The 24,963-nt window shown below is 59.2% G+C and carries 25 protein-coding genes; 13 read left to right on the forward strand and 12 right to left on the reverse strand.

All coding sequences use genetic code 11. The features are described from left to right. Nucleotides 1–143 (reverse strand): hypothetical protein (locus VE934_RS01735; RefSeq protein ID WP_324883879.1); only part of this gene is annotated, 143 nt, incomplete at its 3' end. Nucleotides 144–244: 101 nt separating this feature from the next. On the opposite strand from VE934_RS01735, the gene coaBC reads away from it, so the two are divergent. The 4 genes from coaBC to VE934_RS01755 all read left to right on the forward strand — a co-directional run bounded on the left by coaBC (nucleotide 245) and on the right by VE934_RS01755 (nucleotide 3,167). After that, the gene (coaBC, locus tag VE934_RS01740; protein WP_324883715.1) at nucleotides 245–1,549 is read left to right on the forward strand and encodes a bifunctional phosphopantothenoylcysteine decarboxylase/phosphopantothenate--cysteine ligase CoaBC; all 1,305 of its coding nucleotides are present in this window, start codon (nucleotides 245–247) and stop codon (nucleotides 1,547–1,549) included. A 74-nt stretch (nucleotides 1,550–1,623) separates the two neighbouring features. After that, on the forward strand, nucleotides 1,624–1,998 hold the full coding sequence (locus tag VE934_RS01745; protein ID WP_324883716.1) for a hypothetical protein: 375 nt from the start codon (nucleotides 1,624–1,626) through the stop codon (nucleotides 1,996–1,998). Further along, entirely contained in the window at nucleotides 1,998–2,444 is a 447-nt protein-coding gene (gene dut / locus VE934_RS01750; protein ID WP_324883718.1) for a dUTP diphosphatase, read from the forward strand. Before VE934_RS01745 ends, dut begins: the two co-directional genes overlap by 1 nt. A gap of 207 nt (nucleotides 2,445–2,651) precedes the next feature. Continuing rightward, nucleotides 2,652–3,167, forward strand: a complete 516-nt coding sequence (locus tag VE934_RS01755) for a glycine zipper 2TM domain-containing protein (protein ID WP_324883721.1) — start codon at nucleotides 2,652–2,654, stop codon at nucleotides 3,165–3,167. A 74-nt stretch (nucleotides 3,168–3,241) separates the two neighbouring features. Here VE934_RS01755 and VE934_RS01760 read toward each other — a convergent pair whose 3' ends face one another. Beyond that, nucleotides 3,242–3,766 (reverse strand): peptidylprolyl isomerase, encoded by a 525-nt coding sequence (locus tag VE934_RS01760; RefSeq protein WP_324883723.1) that lies wholly within the window; start codon nucleotides 3,764–3,766, stop codon nucleotides 3,242–3,244. A gap of 14 nt (nucleotides 3,767–3,780) precedes the next feature. On the opposite strand from VE934_RS01760, the gene VE934_RS01765 reads away from it, so the two are divergent. The 3 genes from VE934_RS01765 to VE934_RS01775 all read left to right on the forward strand — a co-directional run bounded on the left by VE934_RS01765 (nucleotide 3,781) and on the right by VE934_RS01775 (nucleotide 5,906). After that, nucleotides 3,781–4,944, forward strand: coding sequence for a cupin domain-containing protein (locus tag VE934_RS01765; RefSeq protein WP_324883725.1), 1,164 nt, complete (start codon nucleotides 3,781–3,783; stop codon nucleotides 4,942–4,944). A 9-nt stretch (nucleotides 4,945–4,953) separates the two neighbouring features. Beyond that, the gene (locus tag VE934_RS01770; protein ID WP_324883727.1) at nucleotides 4,954–5,460 is read left to right on the forward strand and encodes a hypothetical protein; all 507 of its coding nucleotides are present in this window, start codon (nucleotides 4,954–4,956) and stop codon (nucleotides 5,458–5,460) included. Nucleotides 5,461–5,648: 188 nt separating this feature from the next. Beyond that, a complete protein-coding gene (locus VE934_RS01775) occupies nucleotides 5,649–5,906 on the forward strand; it encodes a hypothetical protein (RefSeq protein WP_324883729.1) in 258 nt (85 codons plus the stop codon). 88 nt (nucleotides 5,907–5,994) lie between these two features. Here the strand turns inward: VE934_RS01775 and VE934_RS01780 are convergent, their stop codons facing one another. The 5 genes from VE934_RS01780 to VE934_RS01800 all read right to left on the reverse strand — a co-directional run bounded on the left by VE934_RS01780 (nucleotide 5,995) and on the right by VE934_RS01800 (nucleotide 10,855). Further along, a complete protein-coding gene (locus VE934_RS01780) occupies nucleotides 5,995–6,768 on the reverse strand; it encodes an MBL fold metallo-hydrolase (protein ID WP_324883731.1) in 774 nt (257 codons plus the stop codon). Between the two features lie 29 nt (nucleotides 6,769–6,797). After that, nucleotides 6,798–7,883, reverse strand: a complete 1,086-nt coding sequence (gene bamC / locus VE934_RS01785; RefSeq protein ID WP_324883881.1) for an outer membrane protein assembly factor BamC — start codon at nucleotides 7,881–7,883, stop codon at nucleotides 6,798–6,800. A 72-nt stretch (nucleotides 7,884–7,955) separates the two neighbouring features. Further along, entirely contained in the window at nucleotides 7,956–8,837 is an 882-nt protein-coding gene (gene dapA, locus VE934_RS01790; RefSeq protein WP_324883732.1) for a 4-hydroxy-tetrahydrodipicolinate synthase, read from the reverse strand. A 65-nt stretch (nucleotides 8,838–8,902) separates the two neighbouring features. Then, nucleotides 8,903–9,493: a class I SAM-dependent methyltransferase gene (locus VE934_RS01795; RefSeq protein WP_324883734.1), complete on the reverse strand. Its 591-nt coding sequence runs from the start codon at nucleotides 9,491–9,493 to the stop codon at nucleotides 8,903–8,905. A 132-nt stretch (nucleotides 9,494–9,625) separates the two neighbouring features. Continuing rightward, entirely contained in the window at nucleotides 9,626–10,855 is a 1,230-nt protein-coding gene (locus tag VE934_RS01800) for an MFS transporter (RefSeq protein ID WP_324883736.1), read from the reverse strand. A 143-nt stretch (nucleotides 10,856–10,998) separates the two neighbouring features. Between VE934_RS01800 and VE934_RS01805 the strand changes: the two genes are divergently transcribed. The 4 genes from VE934_RS01805 (at nucleotide 10,999) to parC (ending at nucleotide 17,534) form a co-directional block, all read left to right on the forward strand. Continuing rightward, entirely contained in the window at nucleotides 10,999–12,969 is a 1,971-nt protein-coding gene (locus VE934_RS01805) for a DNA topoisomerase IV subunit B (protein WP_324883738.1), read from the forward strand. 44 nt (nucleotides 12,970–13,013) lie between these two features. Then, nucleotides 13,014–13,904 carry a lytic transglycosylase domain-containing protein gene (locus tag VE934_RS01810; protein ID WP_414693796.1) on the forward strand — a complete coding sequence of 297 codons (891 nt, stop codon included), beginning with the start codon at nucleotides 13,014–13,016 and terminating at the stop codon, nucleotides 13,902–13,904. A 1-nt stretch (nucleotide 13,905) separates the two neighbouring features. After that, nucleotides 13,906–15,099: a diguanylate cyclase domain-containing protein gene (locus tag VE934_RS01815; protein ID WP_324883740.1), complete on the forward strand. Its 1,194-nt coding sequence runs from the start codon at nucleotides 13,906–13,908 to the stop codon at nucleotides 15,097–15,099. Nucleotides 15,100–15,176: 77 nt separating this feature from the next. Continuing rightward, nucleotides 15,177–17,534, forward strand: coding sequence for a DNA topoisomerase IV subunit A (gene parC / locus VE934_RS01820; RefSeq protein ID WP_324883741.1), 2,358 nt, complete (start codon nucleotides 15,177–15,179; stop codon nucleotides 17,532–17,534). Between the two features lie 720 nt (nucleotides 17,535–18,254). Here the strand turns inward: parC and egtD are convergent. Continuing rightward, the gene (gene egtD / locus VE934_RS01825; protein ID WP_324883743.1) at nucleotides 18,255–19,268 is read right to left on the reverse strand and encodes an L-histidine N(alpha)-methyltransferase; all 1,014 of its coding nucleotides are present in this window, start codon (nucleotides 19,266–19,268) and stop codon (nucleotides 18,255–18,257) included. 84 nt (nucleotides 19,269–19,352) lie between these two features. Between egtD and VE934_RS01830 the strand changes: the two genes are divergently transcribed. Next, nucleotides 19,353–19,904: a TlpA disulfide reductase family protein gene (locus tag VE934_RS01830; protein WP_324883745.1), complete on the forward strand. Its 552-nt coding sequence runs from the start codon at nucleotides 19,353–19,355 to the stop codon at nucleotides 19,902–19,904. Nucleotides 19,905–19,912: 8 nt separating this feature from the next. On the opposite strand, the gene VE934_RS01835 is transcribed toward VE934_RS01830, so the two are convergent. After that, nucleotides 19,913–21,091, reverse strand: coding sequence for a hypothetical protein (locus VE934_RS01835; RefSeq protein WP_324883747.1), 1,179 nt, complete (start codon nucleotides 21,089–21,091; stop codon nucleotides 19,913–19,915). Nucleotides 21,092–21,264: 173 nt separating this feature from the next. Between VE934_RS01835 and VE934_RS01840 the strand changes: the two genes are divergently transcribed. Next, nucleotides 21,265–22,377, forward strand: a complete 1,113-nt coding sequence (locus VE934_RS01840) for a transglutaminase domain-containing protein (RefSeq protein WP_324883749.1) — start codon at nucleotides 21,265–21,267, stop codon at nucleotides 22,375–22,377. Here the strand turns inward: VE934_RS01840 and VE934_RS01845 are convergent. Genes VE934_RS01845 through gluQRS form a run of 3 tightly spaced genes read right to left on the reverse strand, consistent with a single transcriptional unit; the run spans nucleotide 22,367 to nucleotide 24,958 of the window. Next, entirely contained in the window at nucleotides 22,367–23,299 is a 933-nt protein-coding gene (locus tag VE934_RS01845) for a pseudouridine synthase (RefSeq protein WP_324883751.1), read from the reverse strand. The two genes, VE934_RS01840 and VE934_RS01845, sit on opposite strands and share 11 nt — an antisense overlap. Beyond that, nucleotides 23,296–24,024, reverse strand: a complete 729-nt coding sequence (trmB, locus tag VE934_RS01850; protein ID WP_324883753.1) for a tRNA (guanosine(46)-N7)-methyltransferase TrmB — start codon at nucleotides 24,022–24,024, stop codon at nucleotides 23,296–23,298. Before trmB ends, VE934_RS01845 begins: the two co-directional genes overlap by 4 nt. Beyond that, nucleotides 24,017–24,958 (reverse strand): tRNA glutamyl-Q(34) synthetase GluQRS, encoded by a 942-nt coding sequence (gluQRS, locus tag VE934_RS01855; protein ID WP_324883755.1) that lies wholly within the window; start codon nucleotides 24,956–24,958, stop codon nucleotides 24,017–24,019. Before gluQRS ends, trmB begins: the two co-directional genes overlap by 8 nt. Nucleotides 24,959–24,963: the final 5 nt, after the last annotated feature.

A 24,963-nucleotide genomic window follows, 5' to 3' on the forward strand; every position in this document is an offset into this window, starting at 1 on the left:
GGGTCAACGTTGAGGTAGGGATCCAGCTTGATTAAAGTGACTTTGAGGCCTCGCGATTCAAGGATCGCTGCTAAGGAGGCTGAGGCGATTCCCTTGCCCAGGGAAGACACCACACCGCCGGTGACGAAGACAAATTTGGTCATGTCAGGTACGAACCGCAAGTTCGCTTAGGTGGTAAACGGGGATTATACGGGTGGCTGTTGCCTTGACTGGAAGTGGTGCGCAAACTGCTACATTGCGGTTCATGACTTACGAACAAGCAGGCTCCCGTGCTGTGCCAGATCTCGACCTTGCAGGAAAGCACATTGTGTTGGGGCTGTCGGGCGGCATTGCCTGCTACAAGGCAGCCGAGTTGTGCCGGGCACTGATCAAACACGGCGCCACCGTCCAGGTGGTTATGACGGAAGCGGCCGAGCAATTCATCACTGCAGTGACCCTTCAAGCCCTGAGTGGCCGACCCGTCTACACCAGTCAGTGGGACAGCCGGGCGTCCGGGGGCATGGACAACAACATGGCGCACATCAACTTGAGTCGGGAGGCCGACGCCATCGTGATTGCGCCTTGCAGCGCGGACTTTATGGCCAAGTTGCTGCATGGGCGCGCAGATGATTTGCTCAGCCTGATGTGTCTGGCCCGGCCAATCGAAAGTGTGCCGTTGCTGATTGCACCCGCGATGAACCGGGAGATGTGGGCCCACCCGGCCACCCAGCGCAACATGGCGCAGTTGCAAGCCGATGGCGCAACCATCCTCGGGGTAGGCTCCGGCTTTCAGGCGTGCGGTGAAACGGGCGACGGGCGCATGCTGGAGCCGCCCGAGTTGCTGGAAGACGTTGTTTCGTTTTTCATGCCGAAAGTTCTGGGAGGTCAACAGGTGCTGGTGACCGCGGGACCCACGTATGAAGCCATAGATCCTGTCCGCGGCATTACCAATTTGTCGAGTGGAAAGATGGGTTTTGCGCTGGCACGTGCCGCGCGCGAGGCGGGAGCGCAGGTGACGCTGGTCGCCGGGCCGGTCAGCCTCGATACCCCACGGGGTGTGACCAGGATTGATGTGAAATCAGCCCGGGATATGCTGCACGCCGTTGAGACGCGGGCGCAGAATGCTACTGTTTTTATAGCAAGTGCGGCGGTGGCTGACTGGCGGCCTGCTACAGCAGCCAGTCAGAAGATCAAGAAGGACGGTTCCAGCGAGACGCCGCAACTCGCGTTCACCGAGAACCCGGACATTTTGGCCACGGTGGCCCGGTCGCCCGCGGCCCTTTCCGGGCAGTTGTTCTGTGTTGGCTTTGCCGCGGAAAGTCAGGACCTTCTCGAAAACGCACAGGCCAAACGCTTGCGCAAAAAAGTGCCCTTGCTGGTCGGGAACATCGGCCCTGACACCTTCGGCAAGGACCACAACACGCTGGTGCTGGTGGACGAGCACGGCTCTGTCGAGCTTGCCCAAGCCTCCAAGCTTGCGCTGGCGCGAAAACTCGTCAAGGAGATTGCTGTTCGGAGGGCTGCACATTTGGCCGCTCTTTCGACGCGTTCCGAAAGCCACGCGACATGATGCAACCTTCTGATACGCCGCCAGACGGCGATTTTGTCCGTTACGTTGAGCGCCTGAGCGCGAGTAACACCACAATGGTTGAAAGTGGCCGGGAGGATTTGCGAGTGCAGGGCGCAAAAGCAAAAACAGGCGCTACACGCAGCCCTCAACCTGCAATTCCGGTGGAGGCAGCCCGAGCTCCCTCCAGGGCCATCTCTTTTGCCGGAATTCCTTTTCTGACCCACCTGAAGTGGCTGGTAGTTGGCTGGGTAGCTGTACAGGTACTCGCATCCTTTGTCCCATGGGCGGATTTTTTGTTTGTTCCACTGCTGCTGGCTTATGTGGCTTGGATCATCCTCAAGGTAAACCGCAACGGCTCAGGTGCTCTTGCCGAACGTGCGCGCCAACTACTTGCACACGCCGCTGAAGAGGTCCGCAAAGCTCAACAAACCCAAACCAAAAAACCGTAATGAACATTGACGTGAAGATCATCGACGCCCGCATGAACGGAAACCTCCCGGCCTACGCGACGCCGGGGAGTGCAGGCCTGGACTTGAGAGCCTGCCTGGATGCACCGCTGGTTCTGCAGCCCAACGCGTGGCAACTTGTTCCAACGGGCATTGCCATCTATCTTGAGGACCCGGGCTATGCGGCCTTGATCCTGCCGCGCTCTGGTCTGGGTCACAAGCATGGAATCGTGCTGGGCAACCTGGTCGGCTTGATTGACAGCGATTACCAGGGGCAATTGATGGTCAGCGCATGGAATCGAAGCGACGTGGCTTTCACCATAGCGCCTATGGATCGCATTGCGCAGTTGATGATTGTCCCTGTGGTGCAGGCACAGTTCAATGTTGTGACTGAGTTTGCCGCATCGCAGCGCGGTGAGGGCGGTTACGGATCAACTGGCAAAGGTTGAGCGAGGAGCTTGAGGTGCGTGCTCGGGGGCGTCAGGTTTTTCCTACATTCCCCAATTGCTGACTCCCACGAGCGGACAGCCTGTGGCCCCACCACGCCAAATCAGGGTTGGACCTGTAATGAATTTGTGACAGTTCAAGGTTCAGTTCGCCGCACTGCAGCGGTACGGATCGAAGAGCTGCATCAACTTCAACTTCAGGAGATTCTCATGCGCAACATTTCCCGCCTCATCACCGTGACCTCTTCAGCAGTTTTACTGGCAAGTTTGGCAGCTTGTGTGGCCCCACCCGTAAACACCACACCGGTTTCAACATATCCAGCGCAGACATATCCACAAACCTATCCGCAGACGTCGCAGAGCAATTATGTGGAGTACGGACGTGTCAGCAATGTTGAGGTTCTCCGCACCCCTGATCAGGCCGCCTCAACGACTGGCGTAGGGGCCATCCTGGGCGGCGTGGCGGGCGCAGCTGTTGGCAGCCAGATTGGCGGCGGCAGTGGACGTACTGCGGCTACCGTGGTTGGCGCAGTCGGTGGTGCTGTAGCTGGCAACGCCATCGAGCGCAATCGTGCGACAGCCAATGTGAATGTTCGCGAAAGTTATCGTGTGTCCGTGCAACTGGACAACGGTACATCCCGTGCTTACGACGTTCCTTCTTACGGCGAACTGCGCATTGGCGATCGGGTGAAAATCGAAAACAACCAGCTTTATCGCATGCTGTAAAGCTTGCGCTATCAGCAAAACCGGCTCTGACCGAAAGGTCTGAGCCGGTTTTTTTACGCCTGCTTCCAGCCTGCCTAGTGCAGTGTGTTGTTTCCAGGGGCCTGTGCTTCAAGTCGGAAAAAACCGGTTCCCATCGAACCTTGTCCCACTTCTTCTTCGGTCGCTTCGCGAACGGATTCGACTCTCAGGGTAAGGCGTATGGCGATTCCGGCAAGGGGGTGGTTTCCATCCAGGACGACGTGCTCCGGATAAATCTCGGTCACGGTATAAATCAGCGCGGGGGGTATATCGGGAGTGCAGCCAGGCGGCAGGGCAGCACCATCAAAGGTCATGCCCTCTTCAAGTTCAGCCGGAAAAAGCTTGCGGGACTCGAGAAAAACAAGGTTCTCATCGTAGTCGCCAAACGCACTTTCCGGCTCAAGGTGCAGCTCGGCGGTATCGCCGGGTTCGTGCCCTTGCAGACGTTCTTCGATTTTGACCAGAAGGTCTGTCCCCCCAAGCAGAAACTCAACCGGCTCGTCCAGCTCGTCAAGGACCTCGCCCAAGGTATCTTTAAGTGTCCAGGTCAGGGCAACAACACATTGCGGAGTGATTTTCATCCGACAATTGTCCCATGGATGTAAATCAAACTCTCCCTCTTCTGGCCGGTTTGAACCCGTCGCAGTTCATGCGCAGGTACTGGCAAAAAAAGCCGCTTCTGGTGCGGCAGGCCATTCCGGGCTTTCGTCCAGTGTTAACCCGCGCAGAGCTTTTCCAGCTGGCGTCAGAGCAGCATGTGGAGTCGCGTCTGGTGGAGCAGCACGCCAAAGGCTGGCGCATGAAACAGGGTCCTTTTGGAAAACGCAGCTTGCCCGCGCTCTCAAACCCGGGCTGGACCTTGTTGGTTCAGGGTGTGGATCTGCATGTTGGTGCGGCCCATGAGTTGCTTCAGAAGTTTCGTTTCCTGCCGGATGCACGCCTGGACGACCTGATGATTTCCTATGCAACGCCGGGCGGCGGCGTGGGTCCGCACTTTGACAGCTATGACGTGTTTCTTCTCCAGGCAAGCGGTCGCAGGCGATGGAAAATTGGGCGGCAAAGAGATCTGACCTTGCAGGAAGGTGTGCCGCTGAAAATTTTGCAAAATTTTGAACCTGAGCAGGAGTTCTTGCTGGAGGCTGGGGACATGCTTTATCTTCCGCCCCGGTACGCCCACGATGGCCTGGCAGAAAGTGCTTTTGGCGATGATGGCAAGGCATCGGATTGCATGACATATTCCATCGGATTCAGGGCGCCAGGGCAGACCGAGCTGGCCAGGGAAATGCTGCAGCGCCTCGCTGACTTTGGCGACGCTGAAGGCGGCAGCGGCGTGCCAACACACTATCGCGACGCCACGCAGGCGGCAACGTCTACGCCGGCTGCACTGCCCGACGCGTTGCTTGGGTTTGCGCGGAACGCGGTGAGCAAAGCGCTGCAGGATCCGCTGGCCCTGGCGTGCGCGTTGGGAGAGTATCTGACGGAACCGAAGGAAACCGTGTGGTTTGAAGATCCTTCGGATAACTGGAATCCGCATCATCGTGAGGGCGTGAGTCTGGACTTGCGCACCCGCATGATGTACGACTCCCATCACGTGTTCATCAACGGCGAAAGCTATCGTGCCGGGGGCAGGGATGCGACTCTTATGCAGCGTCTCGCAGACCATCGCTTTATGGCGGCAGCCGACCTGCAGCGGGCGAGTCCCTCAGTTCTCAGTCTCCTGGCCGACTGGCACGGCGCGGGGTGGCTAAGGCAAGGCTGAGGATCATCCATGGATGTTCATCAAACCCTGCCGGAAAATCTTCCAGCGTTGCTGGAAGGCAGGTTCGAGGGACGTGCCGAATTTGGCGCCTTGATTCGCCAAGCGTTTGCAACGGCGGCTTCCCAAGGCTGGCGGGAAATCATCATGTGCGATAACAATTTTGAAGACTGGCCCCTGGGCGAGCGGGTGGTGATGCAGACCCTCAATGACTGGTCCAAAACCGGGCGCAAACTCACGGTGCTGGCTCAAAATTACGATGAGATCACCCGTCGACACGCGCGTTTTGTGACTTGGCGGCGGACGTGGACGCATATCGTGGATTGCCGCCGCTGCGCCGCCGGAGATTTACCCAGCGCTCTATGGAGTGCCGGTTGGGTCTTCGAGCGATTGGATATTGTCCGTAGCACGGGCGTGGCGTGTGCCGGCTCCGCGCGCCGTGTTGCCTTGAAAGAGCGACTTGAAGAGAAGCTCCTTCGAAGCACACCGTCTTTTGCGGCCACAACCTTGGGCCTTTGACGTAGTCGCGACCAAAGGTCCATGTGACCCTAGGGGTTTTCATCCCCGTAAAAACCCGCATATAATCGAAGACTGGGGAGAAAGAGCTCGAGTCCTTTTTCAACCCGTCAACAAAACCCGCAACTATCAAGCGGGGTTTTTCTGACGATTTCCGGAAATTGTTTTTTCATTCATCAAGGATCATTCACATGAACAAGTCCCTCGTTTTGGCTGCAGTTGTTGCTGCCGTTGCTCTGGCTGCCTGCAGCAAAACTGAAGCTCCAGCACCCGTGGTTGTGACGCCCACGCCCGTTGTGGTTGCTCCAGCGCCTGCTTCTGACGCTTCCGCTGCTGCCAGCTCCGCTTCTGCTGCTGCCGGTTCTGCCGCTGCTGCTGGCGCCGCTGCCACTGCTGCAACTGGCGCTGCTGATGCTGCCATGCAAGCTGCGAGCGACGCCAAGAAGTAATTCTTGCTTCTCCCGTAAAAGCCGCTTTCGAGCGGCTTTTTTTTGCCTGAAAGTATTTCCTGCGCGCGTTCCTTTCGCTCTCTCCTTCTTACAGGGTCAGCCAGGGGGAGCCCATCCCGGCACAAGCGACCACGATATCGTCGCGCCGACAGTTCAGCGCCTGCGACAGCAATTCCTGGACGAGATCTGGGTGATTGTTTTGCTGGCTCAAATGAGCTGCTACGACGTGTTTGAGGCCAGGGTGGTCCACTGCTCGGGCAATCTGTGCGGCCGCGTCATTTGAGAGGTGTCCGTACTGGCCGCTTATTCGTCGCTTGAGAAACGCCGGATAACTTGATGCCGCAAGTAAATCGCTGTCATGGTTGGACTCCAGAAACAGGGCGTCGCATCGATGCAAATGGGCCAAAACATGAGGTGTCGCGTGCCCAAGATCAGTCAGCACCCCCAGCTTGACAGCGCCGTCCGTGCAGGTCAGTTGCAAGGGCTCGCGGGAATCGTGGGGAACGGTGAAAGGTGTGACCTGCAAACCGCCGATGTCGACGCTTACACCGTCCTGGGCTATCCGGAGCATGCCGGCGAAGTCGGGAGTATCCAGCGCGGTGAAGGTACCCCGACTCATCCACACGGGCACCCGATGGCGGCGGGAAAACTGGCGCGCGCAGCCGATGTGATCGCTGTGTTCATGGGTGATAAAGATGGCGTCGATGTCCTCGTCGCCCAGCCCGGCGTCTCCGAGCCGCGATGAAAGCTGCCGCAGGCCAAGGCCGCAATCAATGAGCAGGCGCACCGTGGTGTCACCACGTGCCTCGACCAGCGTTGCGTTACCGGTGCTGCCGCTACCGAGGCTCTTGAACCGTATCACCGAACCCCGACCGAAAGCTACTCACCAATTTATTTAAGATCGTCCGCGATAACCTGAACGATTCGCTGTGCATTGGCGGAGCTCTCCGGTCCGCCTTGGGCGTTCAGTACCGACACCGTGGTCGCCTCTCCCTGGCTCTGCACAGCAATGCGGTACTTCAGTGGTGCGGCGCCCGGAGCTGTACCGCTGAAGAGTTTGCTCAGGAATCCCTGCTCTTTCTTGTCGGCCGTAGGCTCCACGTAGCGGACAAAATAAGTGCCTTTGGCGCGGTCGCGGTCTTCTACCGTGAAGCCGGTGCGGTCCAGAGCCAGGCCAACGCGGCGCCAGGCCCGCTCGAAACCTTCGTCCATTTGAATAACGGGCTGGTTGTCAATTTTTGCAAGCCGAGAGGTTTGCCGGGTGGCACCGCTAGCGACCAGCACCTTGGATTGCTCTTGGGTCACCCCCAATTTGACCATTAAACGACGCAAGAACTCGGCTTCAAGTTCTGGATCTGCCGGTCGGGGCTGCCACATGGTTTGACCGGTTGTGGTACTCGAGTTACTTTTCAAAAGGGTCTCAACCATGCCGCGGTGACTGATGTAAATCTCGGTGCCCCCACTGGGTGTGCGCTCCAGGCGGGTGCGGAATTTGTCTCGTTCACCGGTGGAGTACACGCTGTCCAGCAACTTGCCAAGGGTCGCCCGAATAAAGTCCTGGGGAAGTTTGGCGCGGTTTTCCGCAAAATCGGTTTCCATGATGCCGAGGTTTTCCTGCTCAAGTGCCATCAAAAAGCCGCTCTCTTGCCAGAACTCACGCACGGGGCCCCATAGCTTGTCAGCAGGCCGATTGATAACCAGCCAGCGTTGACTACCTGCCCGCTCAATCCGGACATCGCCGACCTCGGTGGAAGCAGTGGGTAGGCCTTGACTGCTCGCTCCGATTTGAAAACTGCTGGCAGTAACGGCAGTACCGGGAACGACGTAGCGCGTATCGCGGGAGAGTTGCGTCAAATCAGGCGGGACCGCCAGGGAAGGGCCCTTTCCGCTGGATTTGTAGTCAACTTTGTCGCCTTCCAGGGACTCGGAAAGACTTGAGCATCCACCCAGAAACAGTGCCGTGGTCAAAATCGCCATGACCGGGAGGGCGTATTGCTGGCGTGCGGTGTCGGTAGTGTTCAAAATCTTCACTGGAATTTTCCTTAAAAATCAGATCAAACCGCAAACGCGCAAGGCGTTTTCCACGGTGGCTTCATTGCTTGTTTCGAGAGGCGTCATTGGCAGGCGCAGCGTACCACCACAGAGACCCATTCGGTCCATCGCCCATTTAACGGGGATGGGGTTGGCCTCAACAAACAGGTTTTTATGCAGGGGCAGCAACTTGAGCTGGATGTTCATGGCGGTCCGGGTATCACCCGCAAGTGCTGCGACACACAACTCGTGCATCAACCGGGGCGCCACGTTGGCCGTCACACTGATGTTGCCCTGGCCGCCGCACAGCATCAGCGCCACGGCAGTGGGATCATCGCCGGAATACACAGCAAATCCCGCCGGGACTTCCTTGATCAACCACTGGGCGCGCTCAATGTTGCCTGTGGCTTCCTTGATGCCGATAATTCCTGGCACCTGCGCGAGGCGCAGAACCGTCGCGTGCAGCATGTCGGCAACCGTGCGGCCAGGCACGTTGTACAGAACCATGGGCAGCTCGACAGCTTCGGCAATAGCCTTGAAGTGGCGGTACTGCCCTTCTTGCGTCGGTTTGTTGTAATACGGGACGACCTGCAACTGGCAGTCTGCTCCCACTTTTTTTGCGAACCGCGCCAGTTCAATTGCCTCTGACGTGGAATTGGCACCGCAACCGGCCATGACCGGAACCCGTCCCTTGGCCTGCTCGACTGAAACGCGGATGATTTCACAGTGTTCTTCGACGCTAACCGTTGGCGACTCGCCGGTGGTGCCGACGACGCCAATGCAATCCGTGCCTTCGGCGATGTGCCAGTCCACCAGCTTTCGCAGGGTCCGATAGTCGACGCTGCCGTCTTCATGCAGGGGAGTTGCCAGGGCAACAATGCTGCCGGTAATGATTTTCATGTCTGTATGTCAGGGAATGGGTGGGTCATGCAGGTGACCCGGCCCAAAAATGCCGATTCCGCATTCTACTCAGGGCGGTGGCTCAGCAAATAGCGTGGGACTGCTTCCAAGGGTGACGGTTCCCGGACCGCCACGATTCGCTGTGTAAAGCGCTCCGGACCGTCCTGATAGCCGTCTTCGAAGGCAACCACCCGAAGCCCGCGGCAAGTCTCCAGCAGTTCACCCGTCCTGAGGAGAAAATCTGGCCGGGACGGCTTGCCCACGGTCTCGTTGCCTTGAGCAAAAGTTTCGTAAATCAGGACACCGCCAGGCGCAACACTGGCCACCAAGGTAGGCATCAGCGGTCGCCACAAGTAGTTGGTCACTACTACAGCGTCGAATTGACGTCCGGGAAAAGGCCAGGGCCCGGACTCAATGTCAGCGACGATGGCTTCGCAGGAAGTAGCCGGTATTGCTATGGATTCAATAGCGTCTTGCGCCCGATCTACAAGGGTTAGATGGTGTTTTTGCTCGTAAAACCAGTAGGCATGGCGCCCATGCCCGCAGGCGACGTCGAGGATGCGGCCCCGCTTGGGAACAAGGTGCGACCAGCGTTTGACCCACGCGGAGGGAGTCAGGTGTTCGTGCGGATGGGGGTTTGGGGAGTCGGTTGCCACGGGGTTTTACTTTAAAAGCAGGCCCAGACCTGATCGGCAAGCGTGACCAGAAACTCGGGGCGCGTGTACAAGGCGAACACCGCCAGCGTCGCCGCGAGTGTCATGGCGTAAACACCGAGCCTGATGAACATCTCAGGCGCCTTGGGGCACGCGCGTTGCGGTGCCGCGGTGAATGGGCGCTTCCTGTACGGGCAAATTGATCAGGGCGGCAAAGACGCCCAACGCAATCGTGATGTACCAGACAATGTTGTAGCTTCCCGTCTTGTCATACAGGATGCCTCCCAGCCAGACGCCCATGAAGGAGCCGATCTGGTGACTGAAAAACACAAACCCGCTGAGCATGGACAAGTGATGGATGCCGAAGATCTGTGCCACCACTGCGTTTGTCGGGGGTACGGTTGACAGCCACAGCAGTCCCATCAGGCTGGAAAAGATATACACGCTGGCCGGACTCAGCGGCGCCGCGAGGAACACGGCGATAACGATGGCCCGCGAAAAGTAGATGAAAGCCAGAATGTTTTTCTTGGCCAGCCTCTGGCCCAGTGCGCCGGCAGCGTAGGTGCCAAACACATTAAACAAGCCGATCAGCGCCAACGCATAACTGGCCACTTGCGGAGACAGCCCTTTATCCCTGAGGTAGCTGGGCATGTGCACGCCGATAAACACGACCTGGAACCCGCAAACGAAATACCCGGCCATCAGCAGTTGAAAACTGGGGTATTTGAAAGCCTCTTTTAGCGCCTGCATGATGGACTGTTCGCGTGCTGGGGACTGGCCGCCGCCAAAGCTGTTTTCACGCAAACCCCAAGCCATGGGTGCGATCAACAACACCATGGCACTCAGGAAAAGCAGTGCTTCTTTCCACCCGATGCTGCTGATCAGGTAGCCCTCGACTGGCACCATGAGGAACTGACCAAAAGACCCCGCCGCTGCAGCCACGCCCATGGCCCAGGATCTTTTTTCTGCCGGGATATTTCGGCCAATCACGCCATAAATGACGGCGTAGGTTGTTCCGGCTTGGGCGGCGCCAATCAACACACCTGCGGTCAGGGTGAAGAGCAGGCCAGTTGGCGAGAGCGCCATACCCACCAGACCCAGCGCATAAAGAACGGCGCCCCCCACGATGACCCGAAAGGCGCCAAAGCGGTCGGCGAGCATGCCGGCGAAGATGCCAAACACGCCCCAAGACAGGTTTTGAATGGCGATCGCAAAAGCAAAAGTCTGGCGCGTCCAGCCCTGTTCCTGCGTGATGGGTTGCAACCACAGGCCGAACCCGTGGCGAATGCCCATGGACAAGGTGACGATGACGGCGCCGCAGATCAGCACCTGGGCCATGGAGAGGGGTCGTGTCTGGGAGTGCATCCCGACAATGTAACCAAAGCGGCCTTTTTTTGCTTTTGAAAGTTTCTCAGCTCATTGATGCGGGCAAAGCATGAATGGTCGGCTCTGCTATGGAGCTGTATATTCATCCAGTCATTCAATGCGCTGCGTCTACAATTCTGCCCATGGCGACCAAACCACCCAACGAATATTCTGAAGGCTCGATCCGCGTGCTCAAGGGCTTGGAGCCCGTCAAGCAGCGGCCGGGCATGTACACGCGTACCGACAACCCGATGCACATCATCCAGGAAGTACTGGATAACTCCGCCGACGAGGCGCTGGCCGGTCACGGCAAGAAGATCAAGGTCACTCTGCATACGGATGGATCGGTGAGCGTGGAAGACGATGGCCGCGGTATCCCTTTTGGCATGCACCCGGAAGAAAAAGCGCCGGTCATTGAGCTCGTGTTCACCCGCCTGCATGCTGGCGGCAAGTTTGACAAGGGCAAGGGCGGGGCCTACAGCTTTTCCGGCGGTTTGCACGGTGTTGGCGTCAGCGTGACAAACGCCCTCTCAAAACGCCTGGAAGCCACCTCCTACCGCGACGGAACTGTGGCCAAGCTGGTGTTTGAAGGTGGTGAAGTCACCGAAAAGCTGCACTTGCGCAAGGCCGCCGAAGGCGACCGCAAATCAGGTACCACCGTGCGTGCCTGGCCCGATGGCAAATATTTCGAAGCGTCGGTCCTGCCCATGGCCGAGCTCACGCATCTGCTGCGGAGCAAGGCCGTCTTGATGCCGGGCGTGACCGTCACACTTTTTGTCGAAAAGACCAAAGAGACACAAACCTGGATTTACAAGGGCGGCTTGCGTGATTATTTGATGCAGACCCTCACGGCCGATCCGGTGATCCCGCTTTTTGAAGAACAGGGATTTGCCGACGCTAACCACGACAGCTTTGCCGAAGGCGAGGGCGCGCAGTGGTGCCTGGCGTTCACCGAGGACGGGCAGCCGGTGCGGGAAAGTTACGTCAATCTGATCCCGACCAGCGCCGGGGGTACCCACGAGAGCGGCCTGCGTGACGGCGTGTTCAACGCCGTCAAAAGTTTCGTCGACCTGCATTCGCTGCTGCCCAAGGGCGTGAAACTCTTGCCCGAGGACGTGTTTGCCCGTGCCAGCTATGTTTTAAGTGCCAAGGTGCTGGACCCGCAGTTTCAGGGGCAGATCAAGGAGCGGCTCAATTCGCGCGACGCTGTGCGGCTGGTGTCCAGCTTTGTGCGGCCGACGCTGGAGCTCTGGCTCAACCACCACGTCGACTACGGCAAAAAGCTGGCCGAACTGGCCATCAAGGCTGCGCAAACCCGCCAGAAGGCCGGACAAAAGGTGGAAAAGCGCAAAGGTTCAGGGGTGGCGGTGCTGCCCGGCAAGCTGACCGACTGCGAGAGCAAGGATTTGGCGCATAACGAGGTCTTTCTGGTCGAGGGTGACTCCGCAGGCGGCAGCGCCAAGATGGGCCGCGACAAGGAAAGCCAGGCCATCCTTCCTCTGCGCGGCAAGGTGCTCAACACCTGGGAGGTGGAGCGTGATCGCCTGTTTGCCAATACCGAGATCCACGACATCGCGGTCGCTATCGGTGTGGACCCGCACGGACCCAATGATTCCCCTGATTTGAGCGGTTTGCGTTATGGCAAGGTCTGCATCCTCAGTGATGCCGATGTGGATGGCTCCCACATACAGGTTTTGCTGCTGACCTTGTTTTTCCGGCATTTCCCCAAACTTATAGAAGCCGGACATGTGTTTGTAGCGCGACCACCGCTGTTCAGGGTCGATGCGCCAGCCCGCGGCAAGAAGCCGGCATCCAAGGCGTATGCGTTGGATGAAGGAGAGTTAAGTGCTATTCTGGACAAGTTACGCAAAGAAGGCGTGCGCGAAGGCGCTTGGGCCATCAGCCGGTTCAAGGGTCTGGGCGAAATGAACGCGGAACAATTGTGGGAAACAACACTCAATCCTGACACCCGGCGCCTTTTGCCGGTACAACTGGGTAACCAAAGTTTTGCCCAAACCGAGAGCCTGGTCACCAAATTGATGGGCAAAGGCGAAGCTGCCGCCAGGCGCGAGCTTATGGAGCTTCACGGCGATGCCGTTGAAATTGACGTTTAAGAGGTATTGAGAATGAGCGATGCTGCGTGCTTGGTTGGTATGACATGAAATTTCCCCTGCAAAGAATTTGGTTGCAGCCGTTTGCGCGTGGTCGTCAGCTCCTGGCGTTTTTGATGCTTGGCGCCTGCGTGCTCGCCTCGACGCCTGCGCGTGCGGATGTCTGGGGCTACGTGGACGACAAGGGTGTGGCGCATTTTTCTGCCGAGCGGCTCGATGAGCGTTATCAGTTGTTTTTCCGGGGTGGCGAAACCTTTGACACCACCGCCCGCAAGGTCGGCGGTCAGGGCATGTCCGGCGCTCCGCCCAAGTTACTGGCTTTCTTCGATGTCTCGCCAAACTACAAGGCGGTCAAACACTTGCTGAGGGAAGCTTCTGTGGCGCAGGATATCGACTATGCCTTGCTGCAGGCGCTGATCGCCACCGAGTCGGGCTTTAACACCCACGCGGTTTCGCCCAAGGGCGCCGTCGGTTTGATGCAGTTGATGCCTCCAACGGCTGAGCAGTATGGCGTGAAAGGAGATAAAAATTCTCCCATTGAGAAAAAGCTCACCGATCCTCGTACCAATATCCGCGCGGGGTCCCGCTACTTGCGTTACCTGATCAACTTGTTTCCGGGTCGGCTTGAACTGGCCGTCGCGGCCTACAACGCGGGTGAAGGCGCTGTGCAGCGTGCTGGGAACAAAATCCCCAACTATCCCGAGACGAAAAATTACGTCAAGACGGTGATGCAGCTATACGGCCACCTCAGTCCGCCGAGCACGTTGACTGATTCGCGTCGTTCCGGTGGCCGGGTGCGCATGGAAATGATGGGCGGCGTGAAGAACCCGGTTGCCGATTCTCAGCCGGCCGGTGGGTCGGCCAGACGCGGCAACAACTTGCCCGCTCTGTTGGTCCAAACGCCTGTAGCACCGGAATTTCGGGTAGAGCGCGAATAGCTTGAACCCCGTTTTTAATCCGGATGTTTTTGTCCTCGGCATTGCTGCCGGGGTGCTGGGGCTGGTATTTCTGTTCAGCCTGATCATTGCCTACGCCTATGACGAGGTGACGCTTTTTGCTCTCGGCGGCTACTTGCTGGCTGCCACGTTGGTTTTGGTCGTTGGCCGTCAGACTGGGTTCGGCATAGAAACCGTAGAGAACGCCGTGCTGATGTTAGGCCCCGCACTTGTTGGGGTCTTGCATGCCTGGCTTTTGCGCAAGCGCCAGTTCGGGCCTGCGGGCAAGGCCGTTATGGGCGCCGCCGTAATTGCCGTACTGAGTCTGGTGGCCTTCCGAATGATGGATAGCTCGCCAATGGCGATGTTGGCCACCACGTGGGGCTTGGGTGCTGTTCAGACTCTGGCGTGGCTGTACCTGTGCTGGTCGGCCTGGCGCATTTCCGGTCCTTGGAAATGGTGGCTTTTGCTGGGTCATGTGGGGGGCCTGGTTGTGGCCATGCTTTTCCTTTCTGGCTGGGCAGACGCCAAAGCCAACTACTGGTCGGTATCCATGATGCTGCTGCTGCAACTGCCTCCAACCTATCTGGCTCTGGTCTGGCGCAGTCGTCTCCTGAACGAGAGCCGCTTGCGCGGAGCGGCCGCGCGGGTGACCGACCCCTTGACGGGGCTGGCCAGCCTTGCCGTCTTGCTGGATCGCCTCAGGCCTGCGGTGACCCGGGCCCAACAGATGCCGCACGGCGGTGCGCTTTATCTGATTGAGATTCAAAACCTGACCGGACTGACCCAGGAGCTGGGTGGCGACGCCAAAGAAAAAATATTACTGGAGGCTGCCAACCGGATTCGGCGCGCTGTAAGTGACAGCGACACCGCTGCCCGCATCGGCGAACAATTGTTTGCAGTGGTGGCCCAGGACCTGCAGGACAACGCGCAGGTCGATTCCCTGGCGACCAAGCTGGTGGTTAGCGGTCTGCGCATCGAAAGCACGTTTCTCCCCGGTGTGGCTTTGCAGTTCCGCGTCATCGCCAGTGACCTGAAAGGACCCGTATTGCCCAACGTGGCCGCTGCCCAGCACTGGATGCGGGGCTTGATCAGTCACTTTGCCGCCTGGCCCGACACCCACCGATCGCGCAGCATTCTGCTGTTTTCAGCGGGACAGGTTCGCCGGCCTCAAGCAGTGACTGCCAGCCAGTTCTGAGTTGATAATCCCCACCGGCAGCCTGCCTCTCGCGGCCGGTCCTTTGCCTTCACTTCCGACATTCAGCCTGAACCTCCATGGACGATCTATTTACGCCTGACCCGCTCGCTATTCCCGAGTCACCTGACCAGGAGTCGCTGGCCGCCTATGCGCAGCGTGCCTACCTTGAGTACGCGCTCAGCGTGGTCAAGGGCCGGGCTCTGCCCGATGTCTGCGACGGCCAGAAACCCGTGCAGCGCCGCATCATGTACGCCATGGCCCGCATGGGGTTGGGTTTTTCGGGCAACAGCGGCGCAAAGCCGGTCAAGAGTGCGCGTGTGGTGGGTGATGTTTTGGGTAAATACCATCCGCACGGCGATCAAGCCGCCTATGACGCGATGGTGCGCATGGCGCAGGACTTCAGCCAGCGTTACCCGTTGATCGACGGCCAGGGCAACTTCGGCAGCCGCGACGGTGACGGTGCTGCGGCCATGCGGTATACCGAGGCGCGACTGTCCAAAATCACCACACTGCTACTCGACGAGCTTGACGAGGGCACAGTCGATTTCGTGCCGAACTACGACGGCTCTTTTGAGGAACCCCGTCTACTGCCGGCGCGCCTGCCTTTCACGCTGCTCAACGGTGCCAGCGGCATTGCGGTCGGTTTGGCCACCGAGATCCCAAGCCACAACCTGCGCGAAGTGGCTGATGCCTGCATTGCGCTGATCAAGACACCCAAGCTCAGTGACGAAGACCTCTATGCCCTGATTGCCGGCCCTGATTACCCGGGCGGCGGGCAAATCATTTCCAGCAGCGCCGAGATTGCCGCCGCCTACAGTAGCGGGCGCGGCTCACTCAAGGTGCGGGCGCGGTGGAAAATTGAAGACCTGGCGCGTGGCCAGTGGCAGCTGGTGGTGCAGGAACTTCCGCCCGGTGTGAGCACGCAGCGAGTGCTTGAGGAAATTGAAGAGATCACCAATCCCAAAATCAAAGCGGGGAAAAAAGCCTTGAGCCTGGATCAAGTGCAGCTCAAGCAGACCGTGCTGGCCGTGCTGGATGTGGTGCGCGACGAATCAAGCAAGGACGCTGCGGTTCGACTGGTGTTTGAGCCGAAGACCAGCCGCATCGAGCAGTCAGAGCTGATCACCACCTTGCTGGCGCACACCAGTCTGGAGAGCTCCTCAAGCATCAACCTGACCATGGTCGGCCTGGACGGCAAACCAACGCAGAAAAACCTGCGGCAAATGCTGCTGGAGTGGATTGCCTTTCGTCAGACCACGGTTGAGCGCCGCTCGCGGCACCGTCTGGACAAGGTGCTGGATCGCATCCATATCCTTGAGGGGCGGCAGCTTGTGCTGCTCAACATCGATGAAGTGATTGCCATCATCCGGCAAGCTGAAGAACCCAAAGCAGCGTTGATTGCGCGCTTTAACCTCAGTGACCGGCAAGCCGAAGACATTCTCGAAATCCGCCTGCGCCAACTGGCCAGGCTCGAGGCCATCAAGATTGAACAGGAGCTCAAGGGCCTGCGCGAAGAGCAGAGCAAACTGGAAGAAATTCTTGGCAGCCCCGCAGCCTTGCGCCGCCTCATGGTCAAGGAAATTGAAGCGGACGCCAAGCAGTTTGCCGACCCACGCCGTACGCTCATCCAGGCCGAGAAAAAAGCCGTGCTAGAAGTGAAGGTGCTGGACGAGCCGGTGACTGTGGTCGTGAGCGCCAAGGGTTGGGTGCGTGCACGCACCGGTCATGGCCATGACGCGGCAAGCTTTGCCTTCAAGGCGGGTGATGGTCTGTATGGCACTTTTGAATGCCGCACAGTGGATACCTTGTTGGTGTTCGGCACGGCGGCCAAAGGCACGGGCCGTGTTTACTCGGTGCCGGTGTCCATGCTGCCCGGTGCCCGTGGAGATGGGCAACCGATCACGACCTTGATCGAGCTGGAGACGGGCACTCAACCGGCGCATTATTTTGCTGGACCGGTCACGGCTTCCCTGCTGCTCAGCAGTAGCGGTGGTTATGGATTTTTGGCGAGTGTCGAAAGCATGAGCTCGAGGCTCAAAGCGGGCAAGGCATTCATCAGCTGCGCCGAGGGCGAAACCATTTGCAAACCCTCACACGTAGCTGGAAGCAGTGGCGCCTTGCCTTTGAACCCTGCCACCCACGTGGCCTGCGCGTCCACGGGCGGGCGCATCCTGACCTTTGAAATTACTGAACTCAAAACCCAGTCTGCAGGCGGCCGCGGTCTGATGCTGATTGATCTGGATGCCAAAGACACGCTGGCCGGTGCGGCGGCCTATACCCGCAGCGTCAAGATCGAAGGCATTGGCCGTGGCGGCAAGTCGCGCGAGGAAACGCTGGAGATCCGCAGCCTGAACAACGCCCGGGCGGCGCGGGGGCGGAAGGGGAAGGCGGCGGACCTGGGGTTCAAGCCGGCGGGGATTTGCCGGGTTGAATAGGGGTTGGAGCGGGTTTGTGAGGGAAATCGCTAGGTTGCCCTTTAGCGGCGGACATAGTTTGCTATTAATACAATAGCTACTCACTTGTCGCTTCCTACTGCCGTTCCGCCCCGTTCGGGCTGAGCTTGTCGAAGCCTTCTTGCTTTTCACCGCGTGTGGTGTGCCTGCTAGCCGGGGGTTGCCCGGCGGCAACTCACTTTTCTTTTGCGTCGCCAAAAGAAAAGTGAGCAAAAGAAAAGGCGACCCTGCTGTCTGCGTCCCTCCGCTTCGCTGCGGGCAGCCTGCGGTGCTCGGTTCAGCCGGGGTCTGACACAAACTCGGCTACGCCTCAAACAAGTGTCAGCCCTTATCCGTCTAAACCTGCGCTCCTCGGCGCATACAGAAGGCGTGGGGAACGGAGTCGGGAGCGGACTCCGGCAAGGTCGCGCTTTGCGCGTCCTTGCCTCCCTGAATTTGTCTTCTCTCCCCAAAAGCCCGTCGGGCCGGGCCGAGGAGCGCAGGTCAAAGCGGATCATGGCTCGCAGCTGTCTGAGCCGAAGGCGAGTTCTGCGAGACCCCGCTTTTACCGAGCACCACAGGTTGCCCGGAGCGAAGCGAAGGGACCCGGACCATCGGGTCGCCTTTCTTTTCCTTAGGTTTCTTTGGCGAAGCAAAGAAAAGTAAGTCGCCCGCCGGGGCGAGACCCGGCTTGCAGGCAACCCGCGAACCTAACGAGAAGCTCTACACCGCAGCCCAAAAAACCGCAAACCACTCATCAGCATCCGTCCAACACCTGACCTGCGAAAACCCAGCCTTCCGCAGCAAATCAGTCATGGAGTCGACAGTGAACTTGTAGGAGTTCTCGGTGTGAATCCGCTCACCAGCGAGAAAGCGCCTTTCCCCACCGGGCCAGCGCACGGTGAGATTGCACTCGGCCTGCAAATGCATTTCGATCCGCGACTCCGCTTCGTTGAAAAGCGCGACGTGCCGCCACTGGTGCACATCAAAGGCAGATCCCATCAAGGTATTGACATGCAGCAACACGTTTTTGTTGAACGCCGCAGTCACACCCAGCGCGTCGTCATAAGCAGCTTCCAGCACGGATTTGTCTTTGACCAAATCGATGCCCAGCAGCAGTCCACGGGCGTTTCCCTTGTCCGCGTCGCTGACCTGCTGCAAAAAAGCCAGCGCTTCGATGGGAGGGAAGTTCCCGAGGCTGGAGCCTGGGTAGAAAAACACGCGATCTTGCTTCTGAACCGCTGGAGGAAGAGTCAGGCCTTTCGAGAAATCCATGCCGATGCCCACGATGTCCAGCATGGGGAATGTTGTTTGTATTTGCTCCGCCGCGCCGCGTAGAAAATCCACCGAAATATCCACGGGCACATATTGCGTGGGCTGCAGATGCGGGATCAGTCGTGCGGACTTGGCGCAGTTGCCGGCGCCCAGGTCAATCAGGCAAGGATGGGTGATGCCGCTCGCGGCAATGGCCTTGGCAATGTCTGCGCTGGCCTTGTCGAATATGCCCGCTTCGGTGCGTGTGGGGTAGTACTCATCCAGCGCAGTGATGGCTTCAAACAGGCGGGAGCCCAGCGCGTTGTAAAAGTATTTCGGTGCAATTGAGGCTTGGGGTGCGCGCAGTCCGGCCGCCAGCTCTTCTTGCGCGCTTTGCGACGGCAGACGCGAGGCGTCGCCGTACTGGTCGATAAAACGGGGAGAGGCGGGATTCGGAGTGGAAAGATCGAGTGGCAAGTTCAATTCGGTTCAACCTGTGTCAATGGAGGCGGAAGATGGCCGCGCAGGGCGCAGTTCTTTTGAGCCCTGCTAAGCTTGGTCAACATCATGCCTTCATTCTTACAAGTCCTGCAGGTCAGGCGTTTGTTTCTGCAACGCGCACTTGCTGCCGCCGTCAGCCCGCTGTTGCTTCCCGAAGCTCTTGCGGCGGGCGAGCCGGCTTACACGGTGTCGCCGTGGCAGGGTGCAGTCCCGGCGTTTCAAACGGTGGACACCACAGGCAAGGTCTGGCGGCTGGCTGATTTGAAGGGTCGTGCGGTCATCATTAATTTCTGGGCAAGCTGGTGCGAACCCTGCCGTGCAGAAATGCCGACCTTGCAGCAGGTTGCCGACTTGTATGGTCCGGACAAATTGCTCGTCCTGGCCATCAACTTCAAGGAGCATCCCAACCGCGCCATCCAGTTTGCTGCGACCACAGGTTTGAGCCTGCCGGTGCTGCTGGACCCACAAGGTCAGACCGCACGGGACTGGAGCGTGAAGGTGTTTCCGACCACGCTGCTGATTGACCGCCAAGGCCGGCCGCGGCAGCGGGTGCAGGGCGAGGTGGACTGGACGGGGCCGCAAGCCGCGAACATGATTGAAGCCTTGCTCAAGGCTTAGCAGGGCTCTTAGTCGGGCAAATAGATGTCGGTGGTGCCCGGGCAAACCCACCGTACAAACTCGCGCGTGGTGTCCAGACAGCCTCCGTCCCGGTACACGCCGCGCGGCTCTCTGTAACGCTGCATAAGAGCCTGAATGCGGGCCGCTTCCGTTGGCTCGTGCGCGGTCGCCGCTACCAGTGCTTCCACCTTGAGTTCGTCGATACGCTCGTCGCCCTGAGCGTCGCGATACAGCGCGTTTCGCCAGTGATAAATTTCCAGGCATTTAGTCGCCAGCGTGAAGGGCTGATCCCGTTTCCAGAAATTGCTGAACAGTCCGTTGCCCAAATAGAAGACCCACGAACCCTCATAACCGGACGCCTCCGAGGAAGCAGAGTCGGGATTGCGAAACCAGACGCGGTCGCCGGGAACAAAGTAAAACGGCGGTAGCGGATTGTCCATGCTTCCCTGCTCGCGCAGAAAAACATCGTGAAACTGGCCCGACATGATGGGCTGCAAGGCCCAGCGCTCCTGAAGTTTGTCCAGAAGGGGTGGGTTGCAATAAGCGAGCTCCTGCGCCATACCCAGAAGAATGACGTATTCCGTGGCGCGGTAACACGAGAAGGAATACACCGTGCCCGACACGTCGGGCTGCGTCGCTTTGATCAGCGCCGTGATCAACGGCACGCCCGGCTGCCTGACAAAGCCGCAATCCTCTCTGTAGGCCCAGCAGTCTGCGGGTCTTTCTGCAGTGATGGTCTTGAAGTCCAGCATGGTCAAGCGCGCAGCCTGCACGATGTTGACGCGGATGCGCACCGCTGACACCAGCTCGTCAATGCCTGGAAACTCAAACGCCTCCGGTCCCATCAACAGGGTCAGGACAATTTCCCGCTGCAGGTCAGATGTCTTGGTGCCAGTAGCAAGGTGCAGTGTGTTGGACAGCTGCAAGGTGTCGCAGCCCGGCGCCCAGGCGGCTAGCTGAGCTGGCGCCAACGTCAAGCGGACAAAGCAGCCACCGGCATCGATGCCCGAACTTGTCTGCACGCAAGACGACAGGTCTTGTGCATTGAGCCGATTCAGTAGGGCCTCAAGCGCTGCTCCGGGATTGTTGGCGTCTGGTCCTCGGATCAGCAGCCCGCCCACAACGTCCTCATTGGGTCCGACCTGTTGCCCTCGTTTCGGCCCGGGTTTGACGACCGATTCATTCATGCCGACTCCTCTTCCCCGTTTTTAGCGAATAGTAACCGAGCCGGTTTGGGCACCTGCCGGAAGAGCCCAGGGGCATGAATACGTCGATAATTGACCGCGTCTTCCTTGCCGACCTCCCGGCGCACCTTTACATGCCCGGTCCCGTCACCCTTTCACCCTTCCGGAGTTTTTTAATGACCACCGTACGCCGTACCTTTCTGAAAACCTCTGCCGCAGCCGCCATGGCAGCAGCGTTTCCCCTTGTCAGCCATGCGCAGCAGGCCCCGGCCCGCAAAAACTTTGCGCCCCAAAGCGGCGGCTGGCGCACCTTCGAAGTGACGACCCGGGTCGACATCGTCAAGCCGCAGGGCGTGACCAAAATCTGGCTGCCGATTCCGTCGGTCAACAGCGACTATCAGCGTTCGCAGGGCAACAGCTTTTCCAGCAACGGCGCAACCGACCTCATGGAAGACGGCGTCGACGGCGCGAAGATGTTGTATGCGGAGTTTCCCGCCGGACTGGCCCAGCCATTCGCCGAACTGACCAGCCGCGTGCAGACCCAGGGCCGCGCCATCGACTGGTCCCAAAAGGTGGCTACGCGCGAGGACGCTGACACTCTGCGCTTTTTCACCCGCCCCACGAAATTCTTGCCCACCGACGGCATTGTGCGCACCACGGCGCAGCAGGCCATTGGGAACGCGAAAACCGACGTTGAAAAAGCCCAGAAGCTTTACGACTGGATTGTGGTCAACACCTACCGCGACCCCAAGGTCCGCGGCTGCGGCGAAGGTGACATCAAAACGATGCTGGAAACCGGCAATCTGGGTGGCAAGTGCGCCGACCTCAATGCCCTGTTTGTTGGCCTCTGTCGCTCGGTCGGCATTCCCGCGCGTGACGTGTACGGCATCCGCCTTGTGCCATCGGCCTTCGGCTACAAAGAGCTCAGTGGCAACCCGGCCAGCCTCAAGGGCGCGCAGCACTGCCGTTCGGAAGTGTTCCTTAAGGGTTACGGCTGGGTGGCCATGGACCCCGCCGATGTGGCCAAGGTCATGCGTCTGGAAACGCCCGAGTGGATCAAGAACGTGAACGACCCGGTGGTCGCGCCTGTCAACAAGTCCCTGTTTGGCGGCTGGGAAGGCAACTGGATGGCCTACAACACGGCGCACGACATTGCACTGCCGAATTCAAAACAGGAGAAGCTGGGCTTTTTCATGTACCCGGTGGGCGAAAACGCCCAGGGTCGTTTTGACTCTTACGCGCCCGACGACTTCAAATACCAAATCACGGCGAAAGAGATCACAAGCTAAGCGGCAGGTGTGCAGGCGGAAGCTCGAGCTTTCGCTTGCTGCTGAACTGCCTGCGCTCGCCGGTGAAAGGGTCGTCAAGGGCAATACCTTTTGCCAGTAGCTGCAGCGGGTAGCGGTAGTCGTCGTCCGGTGTGGGGTCCAGCGGCGGGTACATGCGGTCATTGACGATGGGCAGGCCCAGCGCGTGCATGTGTACGCGCAGCTGGTGCTTTTTGCCGGTGACCGGGCTCAGGGAATATCGTGCCAATGGCCCGCTCACTTCCATCACGTCGATCAAGGTTTCGCTATTGTCAACGCCTGGCACTTCGGCTTGCCTGAAGAAGGGTAGCCCTTCGACGATGTGGCTTTTGCAGACGCGCGGAAAGCTCAGGTCCGCACGCCAGGGCGCAATCGCTTCATAGTGCTTGATGACATCGCGCTGGCGAAACAGGTCCTGGTAAGCCGCGCGCTCCTGTGGCTGCACTGAAAACAGCACCACCCCCGCCGTCTCGCGATCAATGCGGTGAATGGGGCTCAGACCCGGCAGGCGGAGCCGGTTTTTCAGGCGCACCAGCAAGGTCTCTTGCAGGTAGTGACCCGAGGGCGTGACCGGCAAAAAATGCGGTTTGTCAGCGACGACCAGATGCTCGTCCTGAAAAAGAATCTCTTCGTCAAACGGAATGCGCACTTCTGGCGGCAGGGCGCGGTAGTAATAGACCCGCATGTGGCCCTGGTAAGCGCGCTCGGCGGTGACGGCCTTGCCAAACTCATCGGCCACCAGACCCCGCTGCATGCGGTCCAGCCAGACTTCGCGCGTGATCGCCGGAAAGCGCTCAACCAGAAACTCGGTGATGGTGGGCCAGTCGCCACCTGGCAGGCTGACCACACTCGGGCTGACACCCTCAAGCGTTGGCAGACCACCCTGTGCAGGTCGTTCCTTCACATCCGTTCGAACACCAAATCCCAGACGCCGTGCCCGAGCTTGATGCCGCGGTTTTCAAATTTGGTGAGGGGCCGGTAGTGCGGCTTGGGCGCGTAGCCACCTTCTGCGGTGGATGTGTTTTTCAGCAAGGCTTCGCCGTTCAGCACTTCCAGAATCTGCTCGGCATACGGTTGCCAGTCGGTGGCGCAATGCAGGTAGCCGCCCGGCTTGAGGCGGCTGACCAATTGGGTTATCAGCGGGGCCTGGATCAGGCGGCGCTTGTTGTGTTTTTTCTTGTGCCACGGATCGGGAAAAAAAATGTGCACGCCGTCCAGGCTTTGAGGCGAGATCATGTGCGCCAATACCTCTACCGCATCATGCTGCACGATACGGATGTTGGTGAGGCTTTGCTCGCTGATGCGTTTGAGCAGCGCGCCCACGCCGGGGGTATGGACTTCGCAGCAAAGAAAATTTTTCTCAGGCATTAGCGCGGCAATGTGCGCGGTCGCCTCACCCATGCCAAAACCGATCTCCAGAACAGTGGGTGCGTTGCGGCCATACACCGCAGAGAAGTCCATGGCTTGCGGCGCATAGGGCAGCAAGAAGGCCGGCCCCACATCTTCGAAAGCCTTAGCCTGGGCCACGGTAGTGCGGCCGGTGCGCAGGACAAAACTGCGGATGGTGCGAAGGTGAGGGGCTTGCGGGGCAGGCGCGGGGGGCGTGTCGGGGGAGTTTGGATCAGTCACTTGCTGATTTTACGGCGCGGCCCCATTGCTCCACCGCTTCGGCCAGCCAGTCGCCCAATTGGTCTGCTTGCGGCTGAAGACCCAGCTCCAGCCCCGCCTCTTTCAGTGCGCGCAAGGGTTGGCTGGTATCCAATGGCAAGGCGCCGTTTTGTTTGGACAGCTTTTCGCCATTCTCCGCAAGCACAAGGGGAAGGTGCAGATAGCGCGGCGTGGGCAGGCCCAAGGCGCGCTGCAGCAAGATTTGGCGGGCGGTGTTGTCCAGCAAATCTTCGCCACGCACCACATCCGTGATGCCTTGCGCAGCGTCGTCAACCACTACAGCCAGCTGGTAAGCCCAGAAGCCGTCAGCACGAAGAAGAACGAAATCGCCCACCGCCTGCGCCACGTCCTGCTGTTGCGGGCCCAGGCGCCGGTCTTCCCAGGTTATCTCCTGTTGTGCTATCGAATTTATAGCTGTTACCGCCCGTGTTTCCTGGGCAAAGTGCCGATTTTGTTCACAATCAAGCGTCAGAAAGCGCCAGGCGCGCGCTGGGCGGCCTTGCAGGCCGTGCCGACAGGTGCCCGGGTACACAAGCTCGCCATGGCGGGGTTTGGCGGCTGTTTGGGCTTGCTCGATGTCTTGGCGCGTGCAGGCGCAGGGGTAGGCCAGTTGCCGGCTAACCAGCGAGTCTAGAGCCGTCTGGTAGTGCGTGCCTCGCTGCGACTGGTACAAGGGCGGCTCATCCGGTGTCAAACCGCAGGCGGCGAGTTGTTGCAGGATGGTCTGGTCGGCGCCCGGGACGCAGCGTGGGGTGTCGGTGTCTTCGATGCGCACCAGCCACTGCCCACCATGTGCCCGGGCATCCAGCCAGCTTGCCAGAGCTGCCACCAGCGAGCCGGCGTGTAATGGACCTGTGGGAGAGGGAGCAAAGCGCCCCCGGTAGGTGGCCCACACGCGCG

It is taken from the genome of Polaromonas sp. (genome assembly GCF_035638815.1).
Lineage (GTDB): Bacteria > Pseudomonadota > Gammaproteobacteria > Burkholderiales > Burkholderiaceae_C > Polaromonas.

Excerpts from the sequence above, each read along its gene's own strand:
- coaBC (WP_324883715.1), top strand. The coding sequence starts at position 245 with ATGACTTACGAACAAGCAGGCTCCCGTGCTGTGCCAGATCTCGACCTT.
- VE934_RS01745 (WP_324883716.1), top strand. The coding sequence starts at position 1,624 with ATGGTTGAAAGTGGCCGGGAGGATTTGCGAGTGCAGGGCGCAAAAGCA.
- dut (WP_324883718.1), top strand. The coding sequence starts at position 1,998 with ATGAACATTGACGTGAAGATCATCGACGCCCGCATGAACGGAAACCTC.
- VE934_RS01755 (WP_324883721.1), top strand. The coding sequence starts at position 2,652 with ATGCGCAACATTTCCCGCCTCATCACCGTGACCTCTTCAGCAGTTTTA.
- VE934_RS01760 (WP_324883723.1), bottom strand. The coding sequence starts at position 3,766 with ATGAAAATCACTCCGCAATGTGTTGTTGCCCTGACCTGGACACTTAAA.
- VE934_RS01765 (WP_324883725.1), top strand. The coding sequence starts at position 3,781 with ATGGATGTAAATCAAACTCTCCCTCTTCTGGCCGGTTTGAACCCGTCG.
- VE934_RS01770 (WP_324883727.1), top strand. The coding sequence starts at position 4,954 with ATGGATGTTCATCAAACCCTGCCGGAAAATCTTCCAGCGTTGCTGGAA.
- VE934_RS01775 (WP_324883729.1), top strand. The coding sequence starts at position 5,649 with ATGAACAAGTCCCTCGTTTTGGCTGCAGTTGTTGCTGCCGTTGCTCTG.
- bamC (WP_324883881.1), bottom strand. The coding sequence starts at position 7,883 with ATGGCGATTTTGACCACGGCACTGTTTCTGGGTGGATGCTCAAGTCTT.
- dapA (WP_324883732.1), bottom strand. The coding sequence starts at position 8,837 with ATGAAAATCATTACCGGCAGCATTGTTGCCCTGGCAACTCCCCTGCAT.
- VE934_RS01800 (WP_324883736.1), bottom strand. The coding sequence starts at position 10,855 with ATGCACTCCCAGACACGACCCCTCTCCATGGCCCAGGTGCTGATCTGC.
- VE934_RS01805 (WP_324883738.1), top strand. The coding sequence starts at position 10,999 with ATGGCGACCAAACCACCCAACGAATATTCTGAAGGCTCGATCCGCGTG.
- VE934_RS01810 (WP_414693796.1), top strand. The coding sequence starts at position 13,014 with ATGAAATTTCCCCTGCAAAGAATTTGGTTGCAGCCGTTTGCGCGTGGT.
- parC (WP_324883741.1), top strand. The coding sequence starts at position 15,177 with ATGGACGATCTATTTACGCCTGACCCGCTCGCTATTCCCGAGTCACCT.
- VE934_RS01830 (WP_324883745.1), top strand. The coding sequence starts at position 19,353 with ATGCCTTCATTCTTACAAGTCCTGCAGGTCAGGCGTTTGTTTCTGCAA.
- VE934_RS01835 (WP_324883747.1), bottom strand. The coding sequence starts at position 21,091 with ATGAATGAATCGGTCGTCAAACCCGGGCCGAAACGAGGGCAACAGGTC.
- VE934_RS01840 (WP_324883749.1), top strand. The coding sequence starts at position 21,265 with ATGACCACCGTACGCCGTACCTTTCTGAAAACCTCTGCCGCAGCCGCC.